Genomic DNA, 20,698 nt, shown 5'->3' on the forward strand with positions numbered 1-20,698 from the left:
TTTCGCGTAAAGTGAGAGAGCGGGCCGCGGCGTCGTCGTCGTTGGCTACGCACCCGGTCTCCGCGCCCGCGTGCCCCCGGGCGGGGTGGAGTACCTTAAAAGAAGCAAGCCGAGGCGAGGGAAAGCCCCGCGCCCGGCTCAAAAATAGGAGGATTCAATGTCGACGCCCCTCACTCTCAACCCGGACCGGCTTTTCCCGGCAGATCCGACGCAGCGGAAACTGGCGCGCGAAATTTTCGAGGTCACCAAGAAGCATCCCATTATTTCCCCGCACGGCCATGTTCCCCCCGAATGGCTCGCTCTCAATACTCCCTTCACCGATCCCACGAGCATGCTCCTCACCCCGGATCACTACACCAACCGCCTCCTGCACGCGGTGGGCCGGGTGGATCTGGCCGATCTGGGTGTGCCGGTAGGAAGCCCGCTCTCCCCCGAAAAGTCCCGCGCGGCCTGGCGCCTGTTCTGCAAGAACTGGTGGACCTTGCGCGGTACCGCGGTGCAGGGTTGGTTTGAATCCGAATTTGTGGATGTCTTCGATGTGCATGTGCGCCCCTCCGAAGAAACGGCCGATGAGATCTACGATCACATCAACGCTCTGCTCAAGACGGAAGAATTCCTGCCCCGCTCGCTGTACAAGCGTTTCAACCTGGCGATGATGGCCACCACCGATGATCCGGTTTCGGACCTGCGCTACCACAAGCAGCTCCTGGATGATCCCACCTGGGAAGGCTATATTCCGCCTACCTTCCGCCCCGATAAGTACCTCGAACCGGCCACCCCTGACTTCAAGGCTAATGTGGAGGCGCTCGGCCAGGCAGCCGATCAGGATGTGTCCACCTACGAAGGTTACGTGGAAGCCATGCGCAAGCGCCGCCTCTTCTTCAAGGAGATGGGCGCGGTCTCCTCCGATCACTCGCATCGCGATCCGGGTACCGCACGCCTGCCCGAAGCGCGGGCGGCCGAACTCTACAAGCTGGCCCTGGCCGGCAAGATTTCGCCGGAAGATGGTGCGGCCCTGCGCCGGCACATGCTCAACGACCAGGCTCGCCTGGCCTGCGAGGACGGCCTGGTCATGACCTTCCATCCGGCCGTGTACCGCAACCATCACCAGGCGGCCTTCGAGCGCCTGGGTGCGGACGTCGGGGGCGATGTGCCCATGGCCGTGGAATTCACGAATAACGTGCAGCCCATGCTTTCCGAATACGGAGACAACCCGAACTTCCAGGTTGTTTTCTTCACCATCGATCAGGATGTCTACCAGCGCGAACTGGCCCCGCTGGCCGGGTACTACCCGAGCGTGTACGTGGGCGCCCCGTGGTGGTTCATCGATGAGCCGGATGCGATCCTGCGCTACCGCGAACAGGTCACCCCCTACGGCACCTTCTACAAGACCTCCGGGATGATCGACGATACCCGCGCCTTCGCTTCCATTCCCGCACGGCACGACGTCGCCCGCCGGATGGACTCGGTTTACCTGGCACGGATGGTGGCCGAACACCGCCTGGAGCTGGACGAAGCCCTCGAGGTGTCCGAAGCCCTCGTGACCACGATTCCGGCTCGGGCCTTCCGGGTGGATACCTCCAAGCTGAGCGGAACCACCGCGAAGTAAGGAAACACGCCCACGTAACGGGTACTCGTCGGTGACCGGAGTACCGCTCTGGAACTGGAGTGCGGCTCCGTAACGAACTACCCGGGACTGAGAATTTGGCCGTGCGCGATACGTTCGCGCACGGCCAAGTGTTTAACTACCTTAATGTGAAGTGACGGCCGCCACTTTGCTATGATCGACTTGTTTCATTAATCAATGGAAAGGAGTCGCCATGGCGAACGAATTTGTGGACAAGATTAAGGAAGGCGCAACCGAGGCTTTTGATCGGGCCAAGGAATTCGGCCAGAAGGCCGCCGATAAGGCGGGCCAGCTGGGCGATGCTGCGAAGGAAAAGTTCGAGGAAGTCAAGGACGAACTGACGGACAAGGACCACGGCGATAAGGCTGAGGAGAAGGCCTCCGATGCTGGTGACAAGGCAAAGGATGCTGGCGAAAAGGTCAAGGATGCCGCTTCCGATGCCGGTGATGCCGCCAAGGAAAAGTTCGAGGACGTCAAGGACAACCTCTCCGATAACAAGTAAATCCACCATTCGGTACATCCACCCAGTACCGAAATATCCACCTCAGTAGTGATGGGCTACCCGGCGGCGGGTGCCCCGCAGCGGGCGGCGAAGAAGATTCTTCGCCGCCCGCGTGGCTTACCCTGTGTATTTATTTAGGGGCGCTGCTGGATCATCGCCGTCGTACTGGAAAGGATCGCGGCGGCCATAGCAACATTGCAGGATTCGGCTTTCCCGTAGATCGGGATGGCGACGGTCGCATCGACATTGGCATCTACATCCGCGAAACCGTGCGCTTCATTGCCCAGTAGCCAGCACACCGGCCGGGTGAGATCCGGGCCGAGGGGTGGTTGCCCGAGGTAGGCGGCGTCGTTCGCGGAGGCCACCAGGGTGGCCAAGTCCCACTCCCCCTCGCCGGTGGCTGCCAGGAAGCTGATGCCCGCGCGTTCGAGCACGCCGTCGAGCTTGCTGACGTTAATGGAATCGAGCACCGGGAGGTGGAAAATGGAGCCGGCCGAGGAGCGAATAACTTTCGGGGACCACAGTTCCACGCTGCCGCGCCCGAGCAGCACCGCATCACATCCGGCCACGTCCGCGGCTCGAATAATGGCGCCCACATTGCCCGGGTCTTGAATATTCGCGGTGGCCAACACCAGCTTTGCGCACTTGACCGTGGGTGTGAGCGCGGGTGTTTCCGGAATGTCGATAACGGCCACAACGCCGCGCGCATCTTCGGAGAGGGCCTGCATCTCATCGGCATTGAGTGGGTGGTGGTAGACGCCGGCATTTTTGATGAGGTCACCGAGTTCCGGGTTGGAAATGAGGCTCGCTTTCGTATAGTAAACGTCGCGAACCAGATTCGCGCGATGCGCGAGGAGTTCTTGAACGGCTCCGGGGCCTTCCACCAGGGTTTGCCGGAAGCGTTCGCGCTGCTGGGGGCGGTGCAGACGGGCGGCGCGAGTGAGTTGGGTATGCGATGCGGGTGTGCTTTTCACGGGTTGTTTCTTTTTCTGTAGAAGGTGGGTGTCGGAGGGTGTGTAGAAAGGCGGGCGCAGGTTCTCGGGAGCCGCTAGGGCCGCACGAAGCCGTCGGTAAAGATGCCGGCCACGCCCCAGCGTTCTAGTTGCCGGGCACGTTCGGGGTTGTTAACTGTGTAGACGTGCACGTCTCGGCCCGCCGCGCGGGCCTGCGCCACCACGGCCGCGGTCACGGCGTCGTCACTCACATGCAGGTAACGCGCATCGGTGAGGTCAAGCACGGTGCGCCAATCCGGCCCGAAACTCGCGCGCTCGAATAGCGCGCCGCGCGGGATTTCCGGGGCGTGGCGCGCGAATTCGGCCAGTTGCAGGTGGGAGAAAGAGGAGACGAGCGCCCGCTCGGGGCCGAGCCGCCGGGCTTGTTGCGCCACCGCTCGAACCAGGGCGCGAGCCTGCTCGCCGCCCTGCGCGCAGGGTTTCATTTCGATATTGATGCCCATCCCGGTCTCAAGGGCATAATCGACGAGCTGGGCGAGGGTGGGGATTTTTTCTCCCGCGAAGCCGGGGCTGAACCAGGATCCGGCGTCCAGGGTTTCCAGGTCCGTAGCGCGTAATTCATCGACGCGCCCGTGGCCGGTGGTGGTGCGCTCCAGGGTGGCGTCGTGGCACAGCGGGAGGGTGCCGTCCGCGGTGATATCCACATCCGTTTCGATCCAGGTGAATCCTGCCTGGTAGGCGGCCCGGAATGCGGCCATGGTGTTTTCGGGTGCGTCGGCGGACAGGCCGCGGTGGGCGAAAAGTTTCATGATTGTAGTCTAAACGCAGCGGCCCGAGTAACGAGGTATCGTCACTCGGGCCGCTGATGTATCACGCTTGAAAAAGCTTAGGCAACCTTGGGTGCGTTCACGTCTTCCGGAAGCGCAGCCTTGGCGGCATTGACCACCGCGGTGAAACCGGTGGGATCATTGACGGCCATTTCAGCGAGCTGACGGCGATCAACTTCAATTCCGGCCAGGCCCAGGCCCTGGATGAAGCGGTTGTAGGTCATGCCTTCGGCGCGCACGGCCGCGTTGATGCGGGTGATCCACAGCTTGCGGAAATCGTTCTTCCGCTTCTTGCGGTCGCGGTAGTTGTAGACGAAGGAATGGGTGACCTGTTCCTTGGCCTTGCGGTAGAGGCGGGACCGCTGCCCGCGGTAGCCGGACGCCCGATCGAGGGTAGTGCGACGCTTCTTCTTGGCGTTAACGGAGCGCTTGACGCGTGCCATGTTTTTCTCCTTTTACAAAACTTTTCGTCGGACGAATCTAGCGGCCGAGCAGACGGTTAACTTCGCGAAGGTTGGACTTGTCCACAACCTGGTCGCGCGAGAGCCGACGCTTCCGGGTGGAGCTCTTGTGCTCCAGCAGGTGGCGCTTATTGCGCTGTTCGCGCATGAGCTTGCCGCTTCCCGTCACGCGGAAACGCTTCTTCGCACCGGAGTGCGTCTTCATCTTGGGCATTGTTCATCCTCACTCGTGCCCCGGGGGCACATTTGATCTACCAGATCTTTCGCGCCCGCGGGCGCGCTTTCACAAGGCAACTATTCGGTTGCGGCTGCGTTGTTATCCGTTTCGGAGGTTTTTGCGTTGCGTTCGGCCGCGCGTTTGGCGGCTTTCGCGCGCCGGTTCTCGCGTTCAGCTTCACGACGACGCCGCTGATCGGACTTCGCTTCGGACTTCCGCCGCGTGGGCGCAAGGACCATGGACATATTGCGCCCGTCAGCGCGAGGTGCTGCTTCCACAGTAGAAATTTCCGCGAGTTCTTCAGCCAGGCCGGAGAGCAGGCGCACACCCATTTCCGGGCGGGATTGTTCACGGCCGCGGAAACGAAGATCGAATTTGACCTTATCCCCGGCGTTCAGGAAACGTTCCGCCTGCGACTTCTTGGTGTTGTAGTCATTACCGTCAATCTTCAGCCCAATCCGGATGGATTTGATCTGAGTATTGGCCTGGTTACGACGTGCTTCCCGAGCTTTCTGGGCGGATTCGTACTTGTATTTCCCGTAGTCCATGAGGCGCGCGACCGGCGGATTGGAATTCGGAGCAACTTCCACCAGGTCAAGGTTCGCCTCAACGGCCAGGCGGAGCGCATCTTCCGTGCGCACCACACCAACCTGTTCACCGCTGGGGCCAACAAGGCGCACCTTAGGGACGTGGATGCGATCATTTACACGCGGTTCGTTGTTAATTGCAGTTCCTCTGTTCCTCAACGTGGACAACGCACGGAGTACTCCCGAGGTGACACGGCACGCCAAACGGCCATGTTACGAACCCGCTACCCTTTGATATGACCCGATCCTAATCTTTCCCGAAAATTTCTTTTCGAAACAGCGGCCCGGGCGGGCGGCTAGGTGGGATTTCTCCACTTGCGTTCCGGCAGAATGCCGGATTGACCGTACTAGTTTAGCACACCGGCATGAGTTATGAATAACACCGCGGGTTATTCTCCCCACATGCGACGGCGCAGCCACGCCCTGCAGCCATTGAACTCACCGCTCAGGAAAGCTCTGCGAGGGCTTGGGCAACGGTGAAGTTCCCTTCGTAGAAGGCTTTGCCAATGATGACGGAGTCCACGCGGCCGGACGAATCGCTATCGGCGCTCGCATCGCGCTCGCTCAGCTCCCGAACTGCACGCAGATCGGCAAGCGTCGCCATCCCGCCCGAGGCGGTGATGCGAGCCCGGCTCAGCCCTGCGACCCGCTGGAGTAACTCAAGGTTCGCCCCGGCAAGGGCGCCATCTCGGGTTCGATCCGTGACGATATAGCGGCGCGCACCGGCGTCGTCGAGAAAATCTATAACCTCACGCAACTCCCCAACATCGGTACCGGCACCGCGCGCAACCACCCGGGCGCCGTCGACATCAAGACAAACCGCCACCCGGTCCGCGTGCTGCGCCAGTACCCGCGCCACCCACGCGCGATCCCGCAGGGCGGTGGTTGCGAGGTTAATGCGTTCTGCACGGGTAGCGAGGGCGCGGTCGAGCACCTCCGGGGTGTCGATTCCGCCGGAAAGCTCCCAGCGCATCGGGCTGCTCTCCATGAGGCGCTCCAGCAGGGCGAAATTATCCCCGGTGCCGTATACAAGGTCGAGATCCACCAGGTGAATCCACTGCGCTCCGGCCGTCCGGAAATCCGCAATAGCCGCGGCCGGGTTACTCCATGCTTCCGGGCCGCTGCCCAGCCGCGCGGACCGCCCCGCCCGAATATCTACCGCGACGAGCAGCTCACAGGTCATCGCGATCCCCCGCGGAATCCTCATTACCATTTTCGCCCCGCGCTACTTTGCGCAGAATCTTCTCAATATCCGCCTGGGTGAGTTTCCCGGAATCCAAGGCTGCGCAGTCGGTAATAGAGCGCTCCCCCAGCATGAGCTCCTCCACGATGGGATCCAGGGAGTTGAGCAGCAAGCCGGAAGCGATTTCCTCATCGGCCTTGCCAGCGAAGAAACGCCGCGCCCGCACCATCCCGGATACGCCCGGTTCAAAACCGGTGGATTCTTTATCCAGGTTGACGTCAATAAGAATGGAGCCGTAGGGGCTGAGACGGGAGAGCATTCCAGCCACCGCGGGCGCGTCGTCGGAAAGGGAGGCGGGTTCCTCATCGGGATCCGGGCCGGTGATATTGCGGATATCCCACTCATCGTAGACGGGCGTTGCCAGCTGGCGGTACACCAGCGCCCCGGAATCCGTGGCCACCACCTGCACGTCCAGGCCGTGCAGCGCGCAGAGCGCCGCGAGGGCATCTGCGCTATCAAAAGGAGTGAGTACCGCGTAGGTGCGCACGTCAGTCATCGAGTTATCCTCCCCTTGCGCTTCGTTATTAGTTATTTTCCCAGGTGCCGGTGAGCAGGCCGCGGCCGAGCACGTGTTCGCGCGCCAGGAAATACGCCACCGCGGGCCGGGTTTCTGCATCGATATCTAGCACGGTATTGAGGGCGAGCACCGCGAAAATATAGCGGTGCGGGCCGTGGCCGGCCGGCGGGGCGGCGCCCTGGAAGCTCGGAGTTCCGCCGTCGTTCTTCAAGGTGAGAGCGGGTGCCGGAAGGTCATCGGAGCCGCCGGCCGCAATTTCCACGGTATCGGCGGGCAGATTCGCAACCGTCCAATGCCAGTAACCGGACGGGGTGGGAGCATCCGGGTCATAGCAGGAGACGAGCAAACTCACCGTGCCCTCCGGCGGGGTATCCCAGCCCAGTTGCGGATTGCGGTCCGCGCCGCCCGGCGTGGTGCCGGTGCCGGTTGCGCTTTCGGGCAGGGCTTCCCCGTTCGCGAAATCATCGGAGGTGAGGTGAAGATCAACGCTTCCGGCCGGCACTCCGGCGTAGGGATCGTGGGTGGTCATATCCGCTCCTTATGCGTGCTCGATGCGTGCGTGCGCGCCGCGGCCGTGCGGCGGGCGCGCTTAGTCCAGTCTAGCGTGATGAGGCCGCGCCTTCCGGCGCAATTTTGTCGACGGCGCCGCCGAATCGCCTCTCGCGCTGCCCGTAGGCGGCGCAGGCTTCCCACAAGGCACGCCGCTCGAATTCCGGCCAGGGCAGCGGGGAAAAATACAGTTCCGCGTAGGCACTTTCCCACATGAGGAAATTGGAGGTGCGGTATTCCCCGCCGGTACGGATAAGGAGATCGACGTCGCGCATGCGCGGGGCGTAGAGCTGGGCGGTCAGGGTTGCTTCGCTAATGCGCTCGGCTTTGAGTTCCCCGCGGGCCACCCGCTCCGCCACCGCGCGCACCGCATCCACGATTTCCGCGCGCCCGCCATAGTTAATGCACAGATTGAGGACCATCCGGGTATTTCCCGCGGTCAGTTCTTCCGCGGCGCGAATTTCACGCAGCACCGAGCGCCACAGCCGGCCCTCGCGGCCTACCCATTGCACCCGCACTCCCCATTCGTGGAGCTGATCGCGGTTGGCGCGGATAATATCGCGGGAAAATCCCATGAGGAAACGCACCTCAGAAGGCGAACGCCGCCAGTTTTCGGTAGAAAAAGCGTAGACGGAGAGCTCTGCGATTCCCACTTCCAGGGCGCCGGCCACCACGTCCATCAGAGAACGTTCGCCGGCTTTATGGCCTTCGGTGCGCGCCAGCCCGCGGGCATTCGCCCAGCGCCCATTGCCGTCCATCACGATGGCTACGTGTTCGGGCACCCGCCCCAGTGGCGGGGGCGTGATACCGGGCCGGTGGGCCGGGGTGGGGCGCTCCAGATGAGGGAGATGGTCCAGCTGCGCTCGATTCGGGTGCTCGTCTGTCATGATGCCGACCTCACGATCTGCAAGGAACGTACCTTGCGTTCCAAATACCATTGCACGTACGCGGAAATATATCCGTGTGCGGTTTCCCCGGCGCTGCCGGCCAGCGCGTCAATAACTTCCCAGTCCCCGCGCGCCAGGGCCGCGAGGAGCCTGCGGGTATCTTCACCCGGATAGGCGGCCCCGCGCGGGGCGCAACGCCGGCACACCAGGCCGCCGGCTTGCACATGGAAAGCCGTGAGGTCCTCCCCGCTGCCGCAGAGCGCGCAGGAGGTCACCGCCAGGCCCCACCCGGATACCGCCATGGCGCGCAGCAGGTAGGAATCCATAATCGGATAGGGTGCGTGCTGGCGGGCAGCCAGGGAATTGAGGGCGCCCAGGAGAAGGCGGTAGTGGGCCCGGTCCGGTTCGCCTTCCGCCCCGAGTTTTTCCGCGACTTCCACCATGGTGCTCGCGGCCGCGTAGGCTTCAAAATCGGGCGCGATAGCCCGCCCGAAGGGATTGAGGGTGGCCACCTCCGTGACAATATCGAGGCTGCGCCCCCGGTAGAGCTGCACATCCACGTAGGTGAACGGCTCGAGGCGCGCCCCGAATCGGGAGCGGGTGCGGCGCACCCCTTTGGCCACGCAGCGCACCAGGCCGTGCGCGCGTGCCAGCAGGGTGACAATGCGGTCCGCTTCCCCCAGGTCCTGCGTACGCAGGACTATTCCTTCATCCCGATAGAGTTTCACTGGCTCCCAGTTTAGCGGTGCGCACGATTGACAGCCGAGATAATCGCCTTGAGGCCGGCGCGTGTCGTGGAGGTGTGAATACCGCAGCCCCACAGCACCTGGTCATCAATCTCGCATTCCACATAGGCGGCCGCCGAAGCATCCGTACCCTCGCTCAGGGTGTGTTCGGCATAGTCGAGCACGTGGATATATTCGCCCAGCTGTTCCATCGCGTTGACGAAAGCGTGGATGGGGCCGTTGCCGCTGCCGTGCAGGCTGTGCTGCACGCCGTCCGCCTGGGTTTCCACGACGGCGCTAATATCGGTCACCCCGCCGCTGTGATTGGTGAATTCCAGCGCACGCAAGCGGTAGCGACCCCACGGGGTGCTGACCGTGCTCCGGGCACCAGGTGCGCTCTGCGAGGCCGCAGCGCCCGCCGCGCCGGCCGAACCCGTTGCGCTCGTTGCACCCGCAGGCTCCACCGCAGCAGCGCCCGCCGGCTCCTGCTCCCCGTACCCTTGCGAGAGCGGAAGGTATTCGTCCACGAAAATATCCCAGAGAGTATCCGCACTGACTTCTTCCCCGGTGCGTTCCGTCCAGGTTTGCACAATGCGGGAGAGTTCGATTTGCATGCGCCGGGGCAGATCCAGATTGCGGGTGGTTTGCATGAGGTAGGCAACCCCGCCCTTGCCGGACTGGGAATTGACCCGCACGATGGCATCGTAGGTACGCCCCACATCCTTGGGGTCAATGGGCAGATAAGGCAGCGCCCAGGGAACCTGCCGCTCGTCTCCCCCGGCTGCGGCCAGATCCGCGGCCCGGCGTTGCATCCCCTTCTTAATGGCGTCCTGATGGGAGCCAGAGAACGAGGTGTAGACAAGCGAACCGGCGTAGGGCACCCGCGGGCCCACCTCAATCCCGGTGCATTCTTCGCACACATCCACGATGGCATCAATATCGGAAAGATCCAGTTCCGGATCAATCCCCTGCGAATAAAGATTCATGGCCACCGTAATAAGGTCAACGTTTCCGGTGCGCTCCCCCTGCCCGAAGAGGCAGCCCTCCACCCGGTCAATACCGGCGAGCATCGCCAATTCGGTGGTGGCCACCCCGGTGCCGCGATCATTGTGGTTATGCGCGGAAAGCGCCACGTACTCGCGCTTGGGGATATGGCGGGAGAAGTATTCGATTTGATCGGCGTAGACGTTCGGGGTGGCGCGTTCCACCGTGGTGGGTAGATTAATAATAATTTCGCGCTCGGCATCCGGTTGCCACACATCCATGACGGATGAGCACACCTCGAGGGCGTAATCAATTTCAGTATCCACGAAAATCTCCGGGGAATATTCGAAGCCGAAAATAAGATCGTCCGGAAGTACCTTTTCGGCGTAGGCCACGATTTCCCGGGTTCCGGCCATGGCCAGTTCGCGGATGGCTTCCTTGGAGGAACCGAAAACCACATCGCGGAAAACCGGCGAGGTGGCATTGTACAGGTGCACGGTGGCGCGCGGGAATCCGGCCAGCGCATCGATGGTGCGGTGAATAAGTTCGGGGCGCGACTGGGTGAGAACCGAGACGGTCACGTCGTCAGGCACCGCACCGTCCTCGGCCAGGGAGCGCACAAAATCCCAATCGGTTTGGGAGGCGGCCGGGAAACCGATCTCAATTTCCTTCACGCCGATCTTGACGAGCAGATCAAAAATCCGCCGTTTGCGGATCATATCCATCGGTTCGATAAGGGCCTGGTTGCCGTCGCGCAGATCGGTGGAGAGCCAGCGCGGCGCCTTGGTAATACGATTATTGGGCCAGGTACGATCCGGCAGCGCAATCGGATTTGTATCCAGGAAAGGCCGATACTTGTAGAAGGGCATGCCCGAGGGGCGCTGACGGTGCGTGTATCCGGAAGTTTTCATGGGGTGGTCACCTTTTATTTTTTGTGTGGCGGTCAAATTTAAGAACGACGGCGCAGCTTAACCCGCCGCGAGGAGCCGAATAAGCTCGCGGCGGCTCATAAGGAGAAGGCGAGAGGTACCCATAGGCATAACTCTAACCCCTCAGCTAGCTGAATATGCACAGATTTGTCCGCGATGTGAGACTTACAGGACCGCCGGGAAGGCATTCCAGTAGCCCAAGCTCATGAGTAGCACCGCTTGGGCGCACAGGGTGAGCAGGGTGGTGATCCGCGCGATACGCCCCATGCCGGGCCGGGCATTCCAGCTGCGGAACGCAGCCCGCACGTGCATCCACGCCGCCCCCAGCGCCGCCAGGTGGACGAGGGCGAAACCTCCCTGCACGATCAGCAGATTATGGGAATAGGTGAGCGCGATATGGGCAACGGCCACCAAATACACGAGGAAGACCGCCCAGGCACCCACCACCGAGAGGGAAGCGAGATTGAGAGCTGCCCCCGATCCGGAGAAATTCGAGAGGCGATGCCCGCGCACCGGAATCCAGCACACCGCCACCAGCACGATGCTCACCGCCAGGAGGGCCACGCCGCCCAGCGCGATATAGAGCGCCGTTTGGGCGGTGAACCACCCGCCGGCCGTGAGGGTGGGGGCCACGAAGGCCTGCCGTGGTTGGTCACCGGCCACCCGCGGTTGCGCCGTCGCCGTAAAGGGTAAACCATTGACCCAATCCGCGGTATCTTGCATGGCCGCGCGCGAAAGCTTGCTGCGGTTGATCTGGAGGCCGTGGTCGGCGTCCTTGTAATAGCGCACCGTGAGCGCGCTGTTGCCGGCCTCTTCCAGGTAGCGGGCCATCATCTGCGGGCCCTGGATGGTCGGCATGGAATTATCGGCCGTGCCGTAAAGCATGAGGACCGGCATGGTCATCTGCTTCTCGTAAGGTGCCGCATCGAAATCGATATAGCGGAACGTATCGGGGCCAAAATCCTGGCCGATGAGTTTAGGGATGGCGGCGCGCAGTCGGGCCGGGGCGTGAATTTCGCGCAGGTAGGCATCGGCCGCGTACGCGCCCTGCTGGCGGATCGGGAGCACCGGCGCGCTAATGAGAGCCACGTAATTGACCGCCTTCGCGCTGGTGGCCACAATCGGCGCCACGAAACAGCCTTCGGATACCGCGTACAGGCCCGAGTGGCGCGCATCAACATCCTCCCAGGAGAGCATCTCCCGGTACACATCCTCAAAATCCGCGGCGAGCTGGAGGTAATCGCGATGCGTCGTCGTATAGTTCGCCACCCGTTTTTCCGGAACCACCGTAATAATCCCGGTGGAGGCAATCGCGTCGGTTTCCCGCCCGAAATCGCGCGCGGAGGAGGTACCGGTGCCGTGGATAAAAAGCATCCCGGGCACCACCGATGCCGCGCCCACCGGGCGTTTGACGACGGCGGGAATCAGGGTGCCATCGCGCAAGGTAATCGTGACGGTGCTACTGGCCACCTGGTAGGTTCCCAGCCGCGCGGTGGGGACCCCGGTGGAAATGGTGGTATCCGGGGTTTGCGGGGCAATCGCCGCGGTCATGGGCTGCGGATTCCAGCCCGGGCCGAAGGCGCTCCCGATGAGCCCGGCAGCCAACACCACAATCAGCCAGGTGACGAAGCGTTTGTGGGTGGGCAGCCAGCGCCGCCAGCCCCGGTGCGCGGCGCGTTCCGGCTGTGCGCTGCGTTCCGCGCGATCCGCGCTCTCTAGGCTGCTAGCCGGCACCAGGGTGCGCCCCGGCGGCGGATTTTCGGTGGGCGGGGTGTAGGGAAGATCAGTCAGGCGCACGTATCAGAACCCGAGTCGATCCAGCATTTTCGGGTCGCGCTGCCAGTCTTTGGAGACCTTCACGTGCAAATCAAGGTAGACCGGCGTGCCCAGCAGCGCCTTAATCGCTTTGCGGGCATCGCGCCCGATCTGGCGCAGGCGCGCTCCCCCGCGTCCGATAACAATCCCCTTCTGGGAATCGCGCTCCACGTGCAGCGAAGCATGGATGCGCACCAGCGGGCCCCCGTTGGGCGCGGTCTCCTCAATAATTTCGTCGATGGTGACCGCGAGGGAATGCGGGAGTTCCTCGCGCATTTTTTCCAGGCCGGCTTCGCGGATAAGTTCCGCGATAAGGGTTTCTTCCGTTTCATCGGTGATGGCATCCAGCGGATACAGCGGCGGGGAAACGGGAAGCTGCTTAATGATCTGCTCGGTGAGGAGTTCCACCTGATCCATCGTGGCTGCGCTCACCGGCACAATCTCCACGAAATCGTGGAAAGCCGCCACGGCCACAATTTTTTCCGCGAGGGCTTCGCGGGTAACCAGATCGGTTTTGGTAATCGCGGCGATCATGGGAACTTTCGCGCGCACCGCCAGATCGAGGAGGTATTTATCACCCGGCCCGAGTTTTTCATTGGCGGGCAGGCACATGATGATGGTGTCCACATCGGCGATGGAATCGCGCACCATATCGCCTAGGCGTTCCCCCAGCAGGGTGCGCGGGCGGTGCATTCCCGGGGTATCCACAAGGATCACCTGGCCGGCATCCCGGGTCACAATGGCGCGGATAATACGCCGGGTGGTTTCCGGGCGGGCGCTGGTAATGGCGACCTTTTTCCCCACCATCGCATTGGTGAGGGTTGATTTCCCGGCGTTCGGGCGGCCCACCACCGAGGCGAACCCGGCCCGAAATTCTGTGTTCTCCACCGTCATTGTGTTTTAGTCCTCGCCCTCATCTTCGGTTTCTTCGCGCGCAACGATAATAGTCGATAACCGGCGCCGGCGCCCTTCGAAGCGGTCGGCCACCATGTGGATTCCGGCCACGGTTGTTTCGGCACCGCGGATGGGGACCCGCCCGATGCTCTTGGCGAAGAGGCCGCCGGCGGTATCTACGTCGTCGTCCTCCAATTCGATTCCGAAGAGGTCACCGAGGTCGTCAATGGGCATGCGCGCCGGGATCCGGAAGCTTCCCGCTTCGAGTTCTTCCACGGCCGGGAGGGCCCGGTCGTGCTCATCGGAAATTTCGCCCACGAGTTCTTCCACGAGGTCCTCGATGGTGACCAGGCCGGCAATTCCGCCGTATTCATCCACCACGAGGGCGATATGAACCTGGTCGGCCTGCATTTCCCGCATGAGGGTGTCAATAATCTTGGTTTCCGGTACAAAGACCGGTTCGCGTACCAGATCGGCTACCCGCAAGTCATCGTGCTGGTGGCGCCGGTGCACCCGCCGGATTACGTCTTTGAGGTAGAGCACGCCGATCACATCATCAATGGATTCCCGGTAGACCGGCACCCGGGAGAAACCGGAGCGGGTAAAGAGGGAAATAGCGCGGTCCAGGGTTTCATCCGCCTCCACCGCGATCATATCGGTACGCGGCACCATAACCTCGCGCACCAGGGTGTTACCCATATCGAAAAGCGATTGCAGGATATCGCGTTCGGCATCGTCCAGGGCTTCGGATTCGGCCACGCGTTCCACCATGACGGCGAGCTGGTCTTCTTGGCGCTGTTCGGCTTCCTCGGGTGAAAATTCGCGTTCCCGGATGAGTAGCGAGAGCAGCCAGGTGAGTGGGGAGAGCCACCAGGTGGCTTTGCGTAGCACCCGCTGGTGGCGTTCCACCCCGAAACTCAGGGGGTTGAAGAAGGCGAAAGCGAGGAGGGCTAGGACCGTGACGCCGAAGAAAATGGGGAAGATCTGCCACCAGGCCGCCACATCCGTTCCCAGGGCGAAAGTGAAGCAGATTCCGTAGCTGGCCATGAGGAGGGCACGCACCACGGCGATGCCCATGGAGGCGGCCGGGCGGCGGGCCATAATGGCCACCACGCGCGCCGAACCGCGTTCCTTATGGGCGTACATTTCCGCGGCTTCGGTGCGGGTCATGCGCCCGAGGGCCGCGCCCACCACCGTGCACCACAAAGAAAGCAGGAGGCACAGGCCGGCAGCTATATAAAACGGGGCGGAGGGCAGCGTTCCCGCTGCCACGGGTAAGTGATCCATCCTTTCTTACACCTCCGTGGGGCGCGGATCGCCTCCCCCGCGTTCGGACAGGAACACGAGGAGGAGTTGGCGTTGCAGAGCGAACATGGTGTCTTTTTCTTCCGGGGTTGCGTGATCGTAGCCGAGCAGATGCAGGATCCCGTGGGTCACGAGGAGCAGAATTTCCTCCGCGGTGGAGTGTCCCATGGCGTGGGCTTGGCGGCTGGCAACCTGCGGGCATACCGCAATATCGCCGAGCATTCCCGGGCGTGGTTCTTCGCCGGGCGGGGCCGGGCGCACCTCATCCATGGGGAAAGACATCACGTCTGTGGGCCCTTCCAGGTCCATCCACGTGACGTGGAGATCCGCCATGGCATCTTCATCGAGGAGCACGATGGAGAGGTCCGCCATGGAATGCACCCGCATCTTATCGAGGACGTAGGTGGCTAGCTCCGAGATCTCTTCCAGATCCGGGGCCGGACTAAAACTCGATTCGTCATTTACTTCTATCATGTGGTCTTTCCTGACAACCGTTCCCTAGATTCTCCCGAAACTGCCCTACCGCAACACACGCCTCAGCGTACGCCGCACTACGCGCCGCTACTCACGCCTATTGCCCCGCGCTAGTGCTGCCGGGAATCCCAGCGGGCATAGGCGTCAATAATTTCGGCAACTAAGCGGTGGCGCACCACGTCCGCCGAACTCAGCTCCGAGAAATGAATCCCCGGAACATCGCGCAGTATCCGGCGCACCACCTGCAATCCGGACACTTTATTCGCCCCGAGATCAACCTGGGTGATATCGCCTGTCACCACCATTTTAGAGTTGAAGCCGAGCCGGGTGAGGAACATTTTCATTTGTTCGGGTGTGGTGTTCTGCGCCTCGTCCAAAATCACGAAGGCATCGTTGAGGGTGCGCCCGCGCATATAGGCCAGCGGCGCCACCTCAATGGTGCCGGCCGCCATGAGTTTCGGGATGGAATCCGCGTCGAGCATGTCATACATGGCGTCGTAAAGCGGGCGCAGGTACGGGTCGATTTTATCGGTGAGAGATCCGGGCAGGAAGCCGAGGGATTCTCCGGCTTCCACCGCCGGGCGCGTCAAAATAATACGTTTGACCTGCCCGTCATTGAGGGCCACCACCGCTTTGGCCATGGCCAAATAGGTTTTCCCGGTGCCGGCCGGGCCGATCCCGAAGGTAATATCGTGGGCGTCGATGGCGTCCACGTAGGCTTTTTGCCCCAGGCTTTTCGGCCGGATCGTTTTACCGCGGTTCGATAAAATATCGGTGTGCAGCAGCGTGGTGGGATGCGCCACGCCGGCGCGCGCGATATCAACGGCGCGGGCAACCGCGTCCCGGGTGAGGATTTCACCTTCGGCGACGACGTCGATTAATTCCCCGATGAGCGATTCGGCAAGATCGAGTTCCGCGGCCGGGCCGGTCAGGGTGATCCGGTGGCCGAGCACGTGAATGGTGGTGGGGGCTAGCCGTTCTTCCAGGGTTCGCAGCACGTCATCACGATGCCCGAGCAGATGAATCATGGAAACCCGGTCCGGCACCACAATGGTGCGCTGGCTGTTTTCTGTGTGCGTCATTACGTCCTATAGTAGCGTGCCGAGCGCGCGCACGGTGGCGATACTTGCCAGGGCGTAGGCCCCGGCGGAGGCGCTGCGCAGCACATGCGCTCCCAGCAGCACCGGGATGGCGCCCGCTGCCTGCAAGATCTCCATTTCTTCCGGTGCGATTCCGCCTTCCGGGCCGATAATGACAGCCACGGGGCCGGCTATTTGCGCGGGGCTTAGCTTGCCGCGGGCCACCGCCTCGGCCAGGGTCAGTTCGGCTTCCTCGTGGCAGAGCAGCACAGTGCTCCCGGTGAGGGCCTGGGGTAGCTGCGCCGTCGTACTTAAAGAACGGATGCGCGGAATATAGCTGCGCCGTGATTGTTTCGCGGCGGCGCGGGCCGTTGCCTGCCAGCGCGCCCGGCCCTTCTCCTCTTTGTTTTTCCAGGAGGCGACGCAGCGGGCCGCTTCCCACGGGACGATATCCCACACCCCGTATTCGGTGCAGGTTTCCACGGCCTGTTCGTCGCGCCCTCCTTTGGCGAGGGCCTGCACCAGGGTGATCGGCCCGGCCGGTTTCGGCTCCGCGCTCGCTTCCTCCACGCGGGCGCGCACCTCATTTTTAGCGACGGCGCTCACCGTGCAGCGGGCCCGCCGGCCCTCCCCATCGGAGATGAGGATCTCCTCCCCTACCCGGATACGCATGACGCCAGCGTGGCGGGCTTCGTCACCGGTGAGGCTCAGTTCCTGGCCCACGCTCAGGGCGGCGCCGGCTCCGCCCCCGGGCCGGGTGGCGGGGAAGTCGGCGAAGAAAAGCGGGAGCGTCACAGCGAGCTCAACCTTTCGCGCAATTTATCGAAGAAGGATTTGCCCTGCTCGGCGAGTTGGGCGTCCTGCACGCTTTCTCCGCGTAGGTCGGCCAGTTCGCGTAGAAGTTCACGTTGGCGTTCGTCCAGGTCGGTGGGGGTTTTCACCGCGACGGTGATCCGCATATCCCCGCGGCCTTTGCCGCGCAGCCGCGCCACGCCCAGGCCCTTGAGGGTGAGGACCACGCCGGAGGAGGTCCCGGCGGGAATCTCCAGCTCACGGTCCCCATCCAGGGTGGGGATGGTGACGCTGCCGCCCAGGGCCGCGAAGGTCATGGGTACCTGGACTTCGCCGAGGAGTTCATCGCCCACGCGCTGGAAAATGGGGTGTTCTTCCACCCGGATTTCCACGAAGATATCGCCGGCCGGGGCGCCGAAGGTTCCGGCGTCGCCCTGGCCGCGCAGGCGGATGCGCATACCGTTCTCGATGCCGGCCGGGATCTCCACGGTGAGGGTTTTTTCTTGGCGGATGCGCCCGGTGCCGTGGCAGGGGCGGCAGGGGTCGGCGATAACGGTGCCGTGGCCTTCGCAGGTGTGGCAGGGCACCTGGGTGACCATCTGGCCGAAGAGGGAATTCGTGACCTGCTGGACCATCCCCTGACCCTGGCAGGCCCCGCAGGTCACCGGCTGGGATCCGGCCGCGCAGCCGCTGCCCGCGCAGGTGGGGCAGACGGTGAAGAAGGAGTCGCTCACCTGGCGTTGGGCTCCAAAGACCACGTCGGACAGTTCGATGCTCAACCCGAGGAGGGCATCGCGCCCGCGTTCTCCGCGCGGGGCCGGGCCGCCGGCGCGCATTCCCCCGCCCCCGAAGAAGGTGGAGAAGATATCGTTCATATCGAAACCGAAACCGGCCGCTCCGGCTCCCCCTCCGCGTCCGCCCAGGTCATATTGGCGGCGCGAATCCGGGTTGGAGAGCACCGTATACGCTTCGTTGACTTCCTTATAGCGTTCGGCGGCTTCCGGACCGGCGTGATCCGGGTGTAATTTGCGCGAGAGGCGCAGGTACGCTTTGCGGATTTCTTCCTGGCTCGCCTCGCGTTCCACCCCGAGGGTTTCGTAAAAATCAGCCACATTTCTCCCGTCTTTGTTCTTTTCTGCGCCCTGCCCGCACGCCGGCGCGCTTCACTCCGAGTGACCGCGCCCGGCGCCGCGCGCTACGCTGCGATAGTTCCGTTCCCTACCACCGCGATCACCACTACGACTGCCACTACGACTGCCACTACGACTGCCACTACGACTGCCCGGACAGAATACCGGATAGATAGTGGGCAACGGCACGCACCGCCGCAATATTCCCGGGATAGTCCATTCGGGTAGGGCCGACGACGCCTACCCGGGCCACTTCATGCCCGGCTACTTCGTAACTTGAGGAGACCACCGAGGTCTCGCTCAGGTTTTCATGGTCATTTTCCACGCCGATGGATACCGCCACATCAGTTTCCATCGCGGCGAGGAGGCGCAGCAGCACCACCTGTTCCTCCAGGGCATCCAGCACCGGGGAAATCGAGTGGAGGAAATCTACCGAGTGGCGCGAGAGATTGGCGGTGCCGGCCATGGTGAGGCGGTCCTCCGCGCCGGTATGCACCGCGGTGGTAAGCGCCGCCGCAATATCGCGCAGGGCCGCGGCGGCTTCCGGTTCGCTGCGTTCAGCGATCTCCGCGAGGACGGCCACCGCGGTGGTGAGCGGCTGGCCATTACAGCGGGTGGTGACTTCCCGGCTCACCGCGTCCACATCCAGGCCCTCCAGGTGCGGAGGCACCGCGATCACGCGCTGTTCTACCCGCCCCGCGCTGGTAATAACCACGAGGAGAATACGGGTGGCGCCGAGCCAAATGAGTTCCAGGTGGCGCAGCACCGCTTTATCGAGGGCCGGGTATTGGATAACTGCGACCTGCTGGGTGAGATGGGAAAGCAGGCGGGCCGCGCGCTCTAGTACATCATCCAGATCCACCGCGGCATCCAAGATTTGGCTAATGGCGCGCCGTTCCGCCCGGGAGAGCGGTTTAACGGTGGTGAGGGAATCCACGAAAGCCCGGTAGCCGGCATCGGTGGGGATACGCCCGGCCGAGGTATGCGGGTGGGTGAGCAGCCCGGCTTCTTCCAGGACCGCCATATCATTGCGGACGGTGGCCGGGGAAACTCCCAGCGCGTAGCGTTCCACGAGGGCCTTGGATCCCACCGGTTCGCGGGTGGTGACGTAATCGCGCACAATCGCCTCAAGAACGCGCCCGCGCCGATCTTCTGCCGCCACCGGTATCCTTCCTCCCTGCGCCGCGGAGCCACCGAGATGCTCTTGGCGTTACCTTGAGTTTTCTTGAGCCTCGCTCAGCACTCTACATCTTCGAGTGCTAATTCTACGCGGGGCGGACCCTGAGCGCATACCCTTAGAGCGTGATGTTCTCTGCTACCGGAATGCCTGATCGCTACGGCGACGACGTCCTCGCCCACGACCCGCACGACCACCGCCGCGCTTCCCGCCCCGTCCCGGCCGCACCCGGCCTCCTTATTGAAGACGTGGCCTCCGGCTTTGTGGGCGAAGTGCTCTCGGTGGGGAAAGTAGCCGGGCACTGGCAGATGGAACTAGAGGGCCGCGGCGGGGTGCGCCGTTCCTTCCCGCTGGGCAAAGGCTATTGGATCGACGGCGAACCGGTGGAGATCACCGCCCCGCGCGCGGAGGCGCCGCGCGGCCGGCTCCTCACCGCCTCCGGTTCCTTTCACGTGAAAGCACGGGCGCGCGTGGCACGCGCCTCGCGTATCTGGGTGGAGGGTAAGCACGACGCCGAACTGGTAGCCAAGATCTGGGGCGAGGATCTGGCCCTCGAAGGGGTGGTGGTTGAGGAATTACTCGGGGTGGATAACCTGGAAGCCGTGGTGCGGGAAACTGCCCCCGATGATGAGCATCGCCTGGGTGCGTTGGTGGATCACCTGGTACCCGGCTCGAAAGAATCGCGGATCGCGGCGCGGGTGGCCGGCCCGGGCGTGCTGGTGCTCGGCCATCCCTATATTGATGTGTGGCAGGCCATTAAACCGAACGCGGTGGGCTTGCGGGCCTGGCCGGAGGTACCGCGCGGGGAAGATATTAAGGTGGGTACCCTGCGCCGGCTCGGCTGGCCGCACGAAACGGCCGAGGATATTGGCCGGGCCTGGGCCCACATCCTCTCCTGCGTGCACTCCTATAAAGATATTGAGCCCGCGCTGCTGGGCCGCATGGAGGAACTCATCGATTTCGTCACCGCCGCCGGAACGCGGTAGTAGCCGTTATCTGAGCGCCATCACCGCAGCTCACGCGT

Annotated in this window: 22 protein-coding genes; 3 read left to right on the forward strand and 19 right to left on the reverse strand. The window is 63.0% G+C overall.

Going from position 1 to position 20,698, the window contains the following annotated elements; translation table 11 throughout:
* Nucleotides 1-157: 157 nt before the first annotated feature.
* A complete protein-coding gene (uxaC, locus tag ACRQEC_RS01930; protein ID WP_087070837.1) occupies nt 158-1,609 on the forward strand; it encodes a glucuronate isomerase in 1,452 nt (483 codons plus the stop codon).
* Between the two features lie 211 nt (nt 1,610-1,820).
* Nucleotides 1,821-2,129, forward strand: coding sequence for a hypothetical protein (locus tag ACRQEC_RS01935; RefSeq protein WP_026429409.1), 309 nt, complete (start codon nt 1,821-1,823; stop codon nt 2,127-2,129).
* A 134-nt stretch (nt 2,130-2,263) separates the two neighbouring features.
* Here ACRQEC_RS01935 and ACRQEC_RS01940 read toward each other — a convergent pair whose 3' ends face one another.
* The 19 genes from ACRQEC_RS01940 to hrcA all read right to left on the reverse strand — a co-directional run bounded on the left by ACRQEC_RS01940 (nt 2,264) and on the right by hrcA (nt 19,659).
* A complete protein-coding gene (locus tag ACRQEC_RS01940) occupies nt 2,264-3,103 on the reverse strand; it encodes a TrmH family RNA methyltransferase (protein ID WP_087070838.1) in 840 nt (279 codons plus the stop codon).
* A gap of 74 nt (nt 3,104-3,177) precedes the next feature.
* Nucleotides 3,178-3,891 carry a glycerophosphodiester phosphodiesterase family protein gene (locus ACRQEC_RS01945; protein ID WP_284889057.1) on the reverse strand — a complete coding sequence of 238 codons (714 nt, stop codon included), beginning with the start codon at nt 3,889-3,891 and terminating at the stop codon, nt 3,178-3,180.
* Nucleotides 3,892-3,968: 77 nt separating this feature from the next.
* Nucleotides 3,969-4,352 (reverse strand): 50S ribosomal protein L20, encoded by a 384-nt coding sequence (rplT, locus tag ACRQEC_RS01950; RefSeq protein ID WP_026429412.1) that lies wholly within the window; start codon nt 4,350-4,352, stop codon nt 3,969-3,971.
* 37 nt (nt 4,353-4,389) lie between these two features.
* Entirely contained in the window at nt 4,390-4,584 is a 195-nt protein-coding gene (gene rpmI, locus ACRQEC_RS01955) for a 50S ribosomal protein L35 (RefSeq protein ID WP_016442851.1), read from the reverse strand.
* 80 nt (nt 4,585-4,664) lie between these two features.
* On the reverse strand, nt 4,665-5,378 hold the full coding sequence (infC, locus tag ACRQEC_RS01960) for a translation initiation factor IF-3 (RefSeq protein WP_407636967.1): 714 nt from the start codon (nt 5,376-5,378) through the stop codon (nt 4,665-4,667).
* A gap of 241 nt (nt 5,379-5,619) precedes the next feature.
* Nucleotides 5,620-6,381 carry a HisA/HisF-related TIM barrel protein gene (locus ACRQEC_RS01965; RefSeq protein ID WP_159455017.1) on the reverse strand — a complete coding sequence of 254 codons (762 nt, stop codon included), beginning with the start codon at nt 6,379-6,381 and terminating at the stop codon, nt 5,620-5,622.
* Nucleotides 6,347-6,913: a hypothetical protein gene (locus ACRQEC_RS01970; RefSeq protein ID WP_087070842.1), complete on the reverse strand. Its 567-nt coding sequence runs from the start codon at nt 6,911-6,913 to the stop codon at nt 6,347-6,349. Before ACRQEC_RS01970 ends, ACRQEC_RS01965 begins: the two co-directional genes overlap by 35 nt.
* A 28-nt stretch (nt 6,914-6,941) precedes the next feature.
* A complete protein-coding gene (locus tag ACRQEC_RS01975) occupies nt 6,942-7,463 on the reverse strand; it encodes a YbhB/YbcL family Raf kinase inhibitor-like protein (RefSeq protein WP_087070843.1) in 522 nt (173 codons plus the stop codon).
* A 70-nt stretch (nt 7,464-7,533) separates the two neighbouring features.
* Entirely contained in the window at nt 7,534-8,370 is an 837-nt protein-coding gene (gene uppS, locus ACRQEC_RS01980; protein ID WP_087070844.1) for a polyprenyl diphosphate synthase, read from the reverse strand.
* Complete coding sequence (recO, locus tag ACRQEC_RS01985) at nt 8,367-9,098, reverse strand: DNA repair protein RecO (RefSeq protein ID WP_087070845.1); 732 nt, start codon at nt 9,096-9,098, stop codon at nt 8,367-8,369. Before recO ends, uppS begins: the two co-directional genes overlap by 4 nt.
* A gap of 11 nt (nt 9,099-9,109) precedes the next feature.
* Complete coding sequence (locus ACRQEC_RS01990) at nt 9,110-10,990, reverse strand: 2-isopropylmalate synthase (RefSeq protein WP_284883374.1); 1,881 nt, start codon at nt 10,988-10,990, stop codon at nt 9,110-9,112.
* 183 nt (nt 10,991-11,173) lie between these two features.
* Nucleotides 11,174-12,805, reverse strand: coding sequence for an alpha/beta hydrolase family protein (locus ACRQEC_RS01995; RefSeq protein WP_087070847.1), 1,632 nt, complete (start codon nt 12,803-12,805; stop codon nt 11,174-11,176).
* A gap of 3 nt (nt 12,806-12,808) precedes the next feature.
* Nucleotides 12,809-13,717, reverse strand: coding sequence for a GTPase Era (era, locus tag ACRQEC_RS02000; protein ID WP_087070848.1), 909 nt, complete (start codon nt 13,715-13,717; stop codon nt 12,809-12,811).
* A gap of 6 nt (nt 13,718-13,723) precedes the next feature.
* Nucleotides 13,724-15,004 (reverse strand): hemolysin family protein, encoded by a 1,281-nt coding sequence (locus tag ACRQEC_RS02005; protein WP_087070849.1) that lies wholly within the window; start codon nt 15,002-15,004, stop codon nt 13,724-13,726.
* 6 nt (nt 15,005-15,010) lie between these two features.
* Nucleotides 15,011-15,496 (reverse strand): rRNA maturation RNase YbeY, encoded by a 486-nt coding sequence (ybeY, locus tag ACRQEC_RS02010; protein ID WP_026429421.1) that lies wholly within the window; start codon nt 15,494-15,496, stop codon nt 15,011-15,013.
* Nucleotides 15,497-15,606: 110 nt separating this feature from the next.
* A complete protein-coding gene (locus ACRQEC_RS02015; RefSeq protein ID WP_087070850.1) occupies nt 15,607-16,578 on the reverse strand; it encodes a PhoH family protein in 972 nt (323 codons plus the stop codon).
* Nucleotides 16,579-16,584: 6 nt separating this feature from the next.
* Nucleotides 16,585-17,370, reverse strand: coding sequence for a 16S rRNA (uracil(1498)-N(3))-methyltransferase (locus tag ACRQEC_RS02020; protein ID WP_284883591.1), 786 nt, complete (start codon nt 17,368-17,370; stop codon nt 16,585-16,587).
* Nucleotides 17,367-18,479, reverse strand: a complete 1,113-nt coding sequence (dnaJ, locus tag ACRQEC_RS02025) for a molecular chaperone DnaJ (protein WP_087070852.1) — start codon at nt 18,477-18,479, stop codon at nt 17,367-17,369. Before dnaJ ends, ACRQEC_RS02020 begins: the two co-directional genes overlap by 4 nt.
* 160 nt (nt 18,480-18,639) lie before the next feature.
* Nucleotides 18,640-19,659 carry a heat-inducible transcriptional repressor HrcA gene (gene hrcA / locus ACRQEC_RS02030; RefSeq protein WP_026429424.1) on the reverse strand — a complete coding sequence of 340 codons (1,020 nt, stop codon included), beginning with the start codon at nt 19,657-19,659 and terminating at the stop codon, nt 18,640-18,642.
* Between the two features lie 143 nt (nt 19,660-19,802).
* Here hrcA and ACRQEC_RS02035 point away from each other — a divergent pair, with 143 nt between their 5' ends.
* A complete protein-coding gene (locus tag ACRQEC_RS02035; RefSeq protein WP_087070853.1) occupies nt 19,803-20,660 on the forward strand; it encodes a DUF3097 family protein in 858 nt (285 codons plus the stop codon).
* Nucleotides 20,661-20,698 lie beyond the last annotated feature (38 nt).

The sequence above is a fragment of the Actinotignum saccati genome, assembly GCF_051265055.1.
GTDB lineage: Bacteria > Actinomycetota > Actinomycetes > Actinomycetales > Actinomycetaceae > Actinotignum.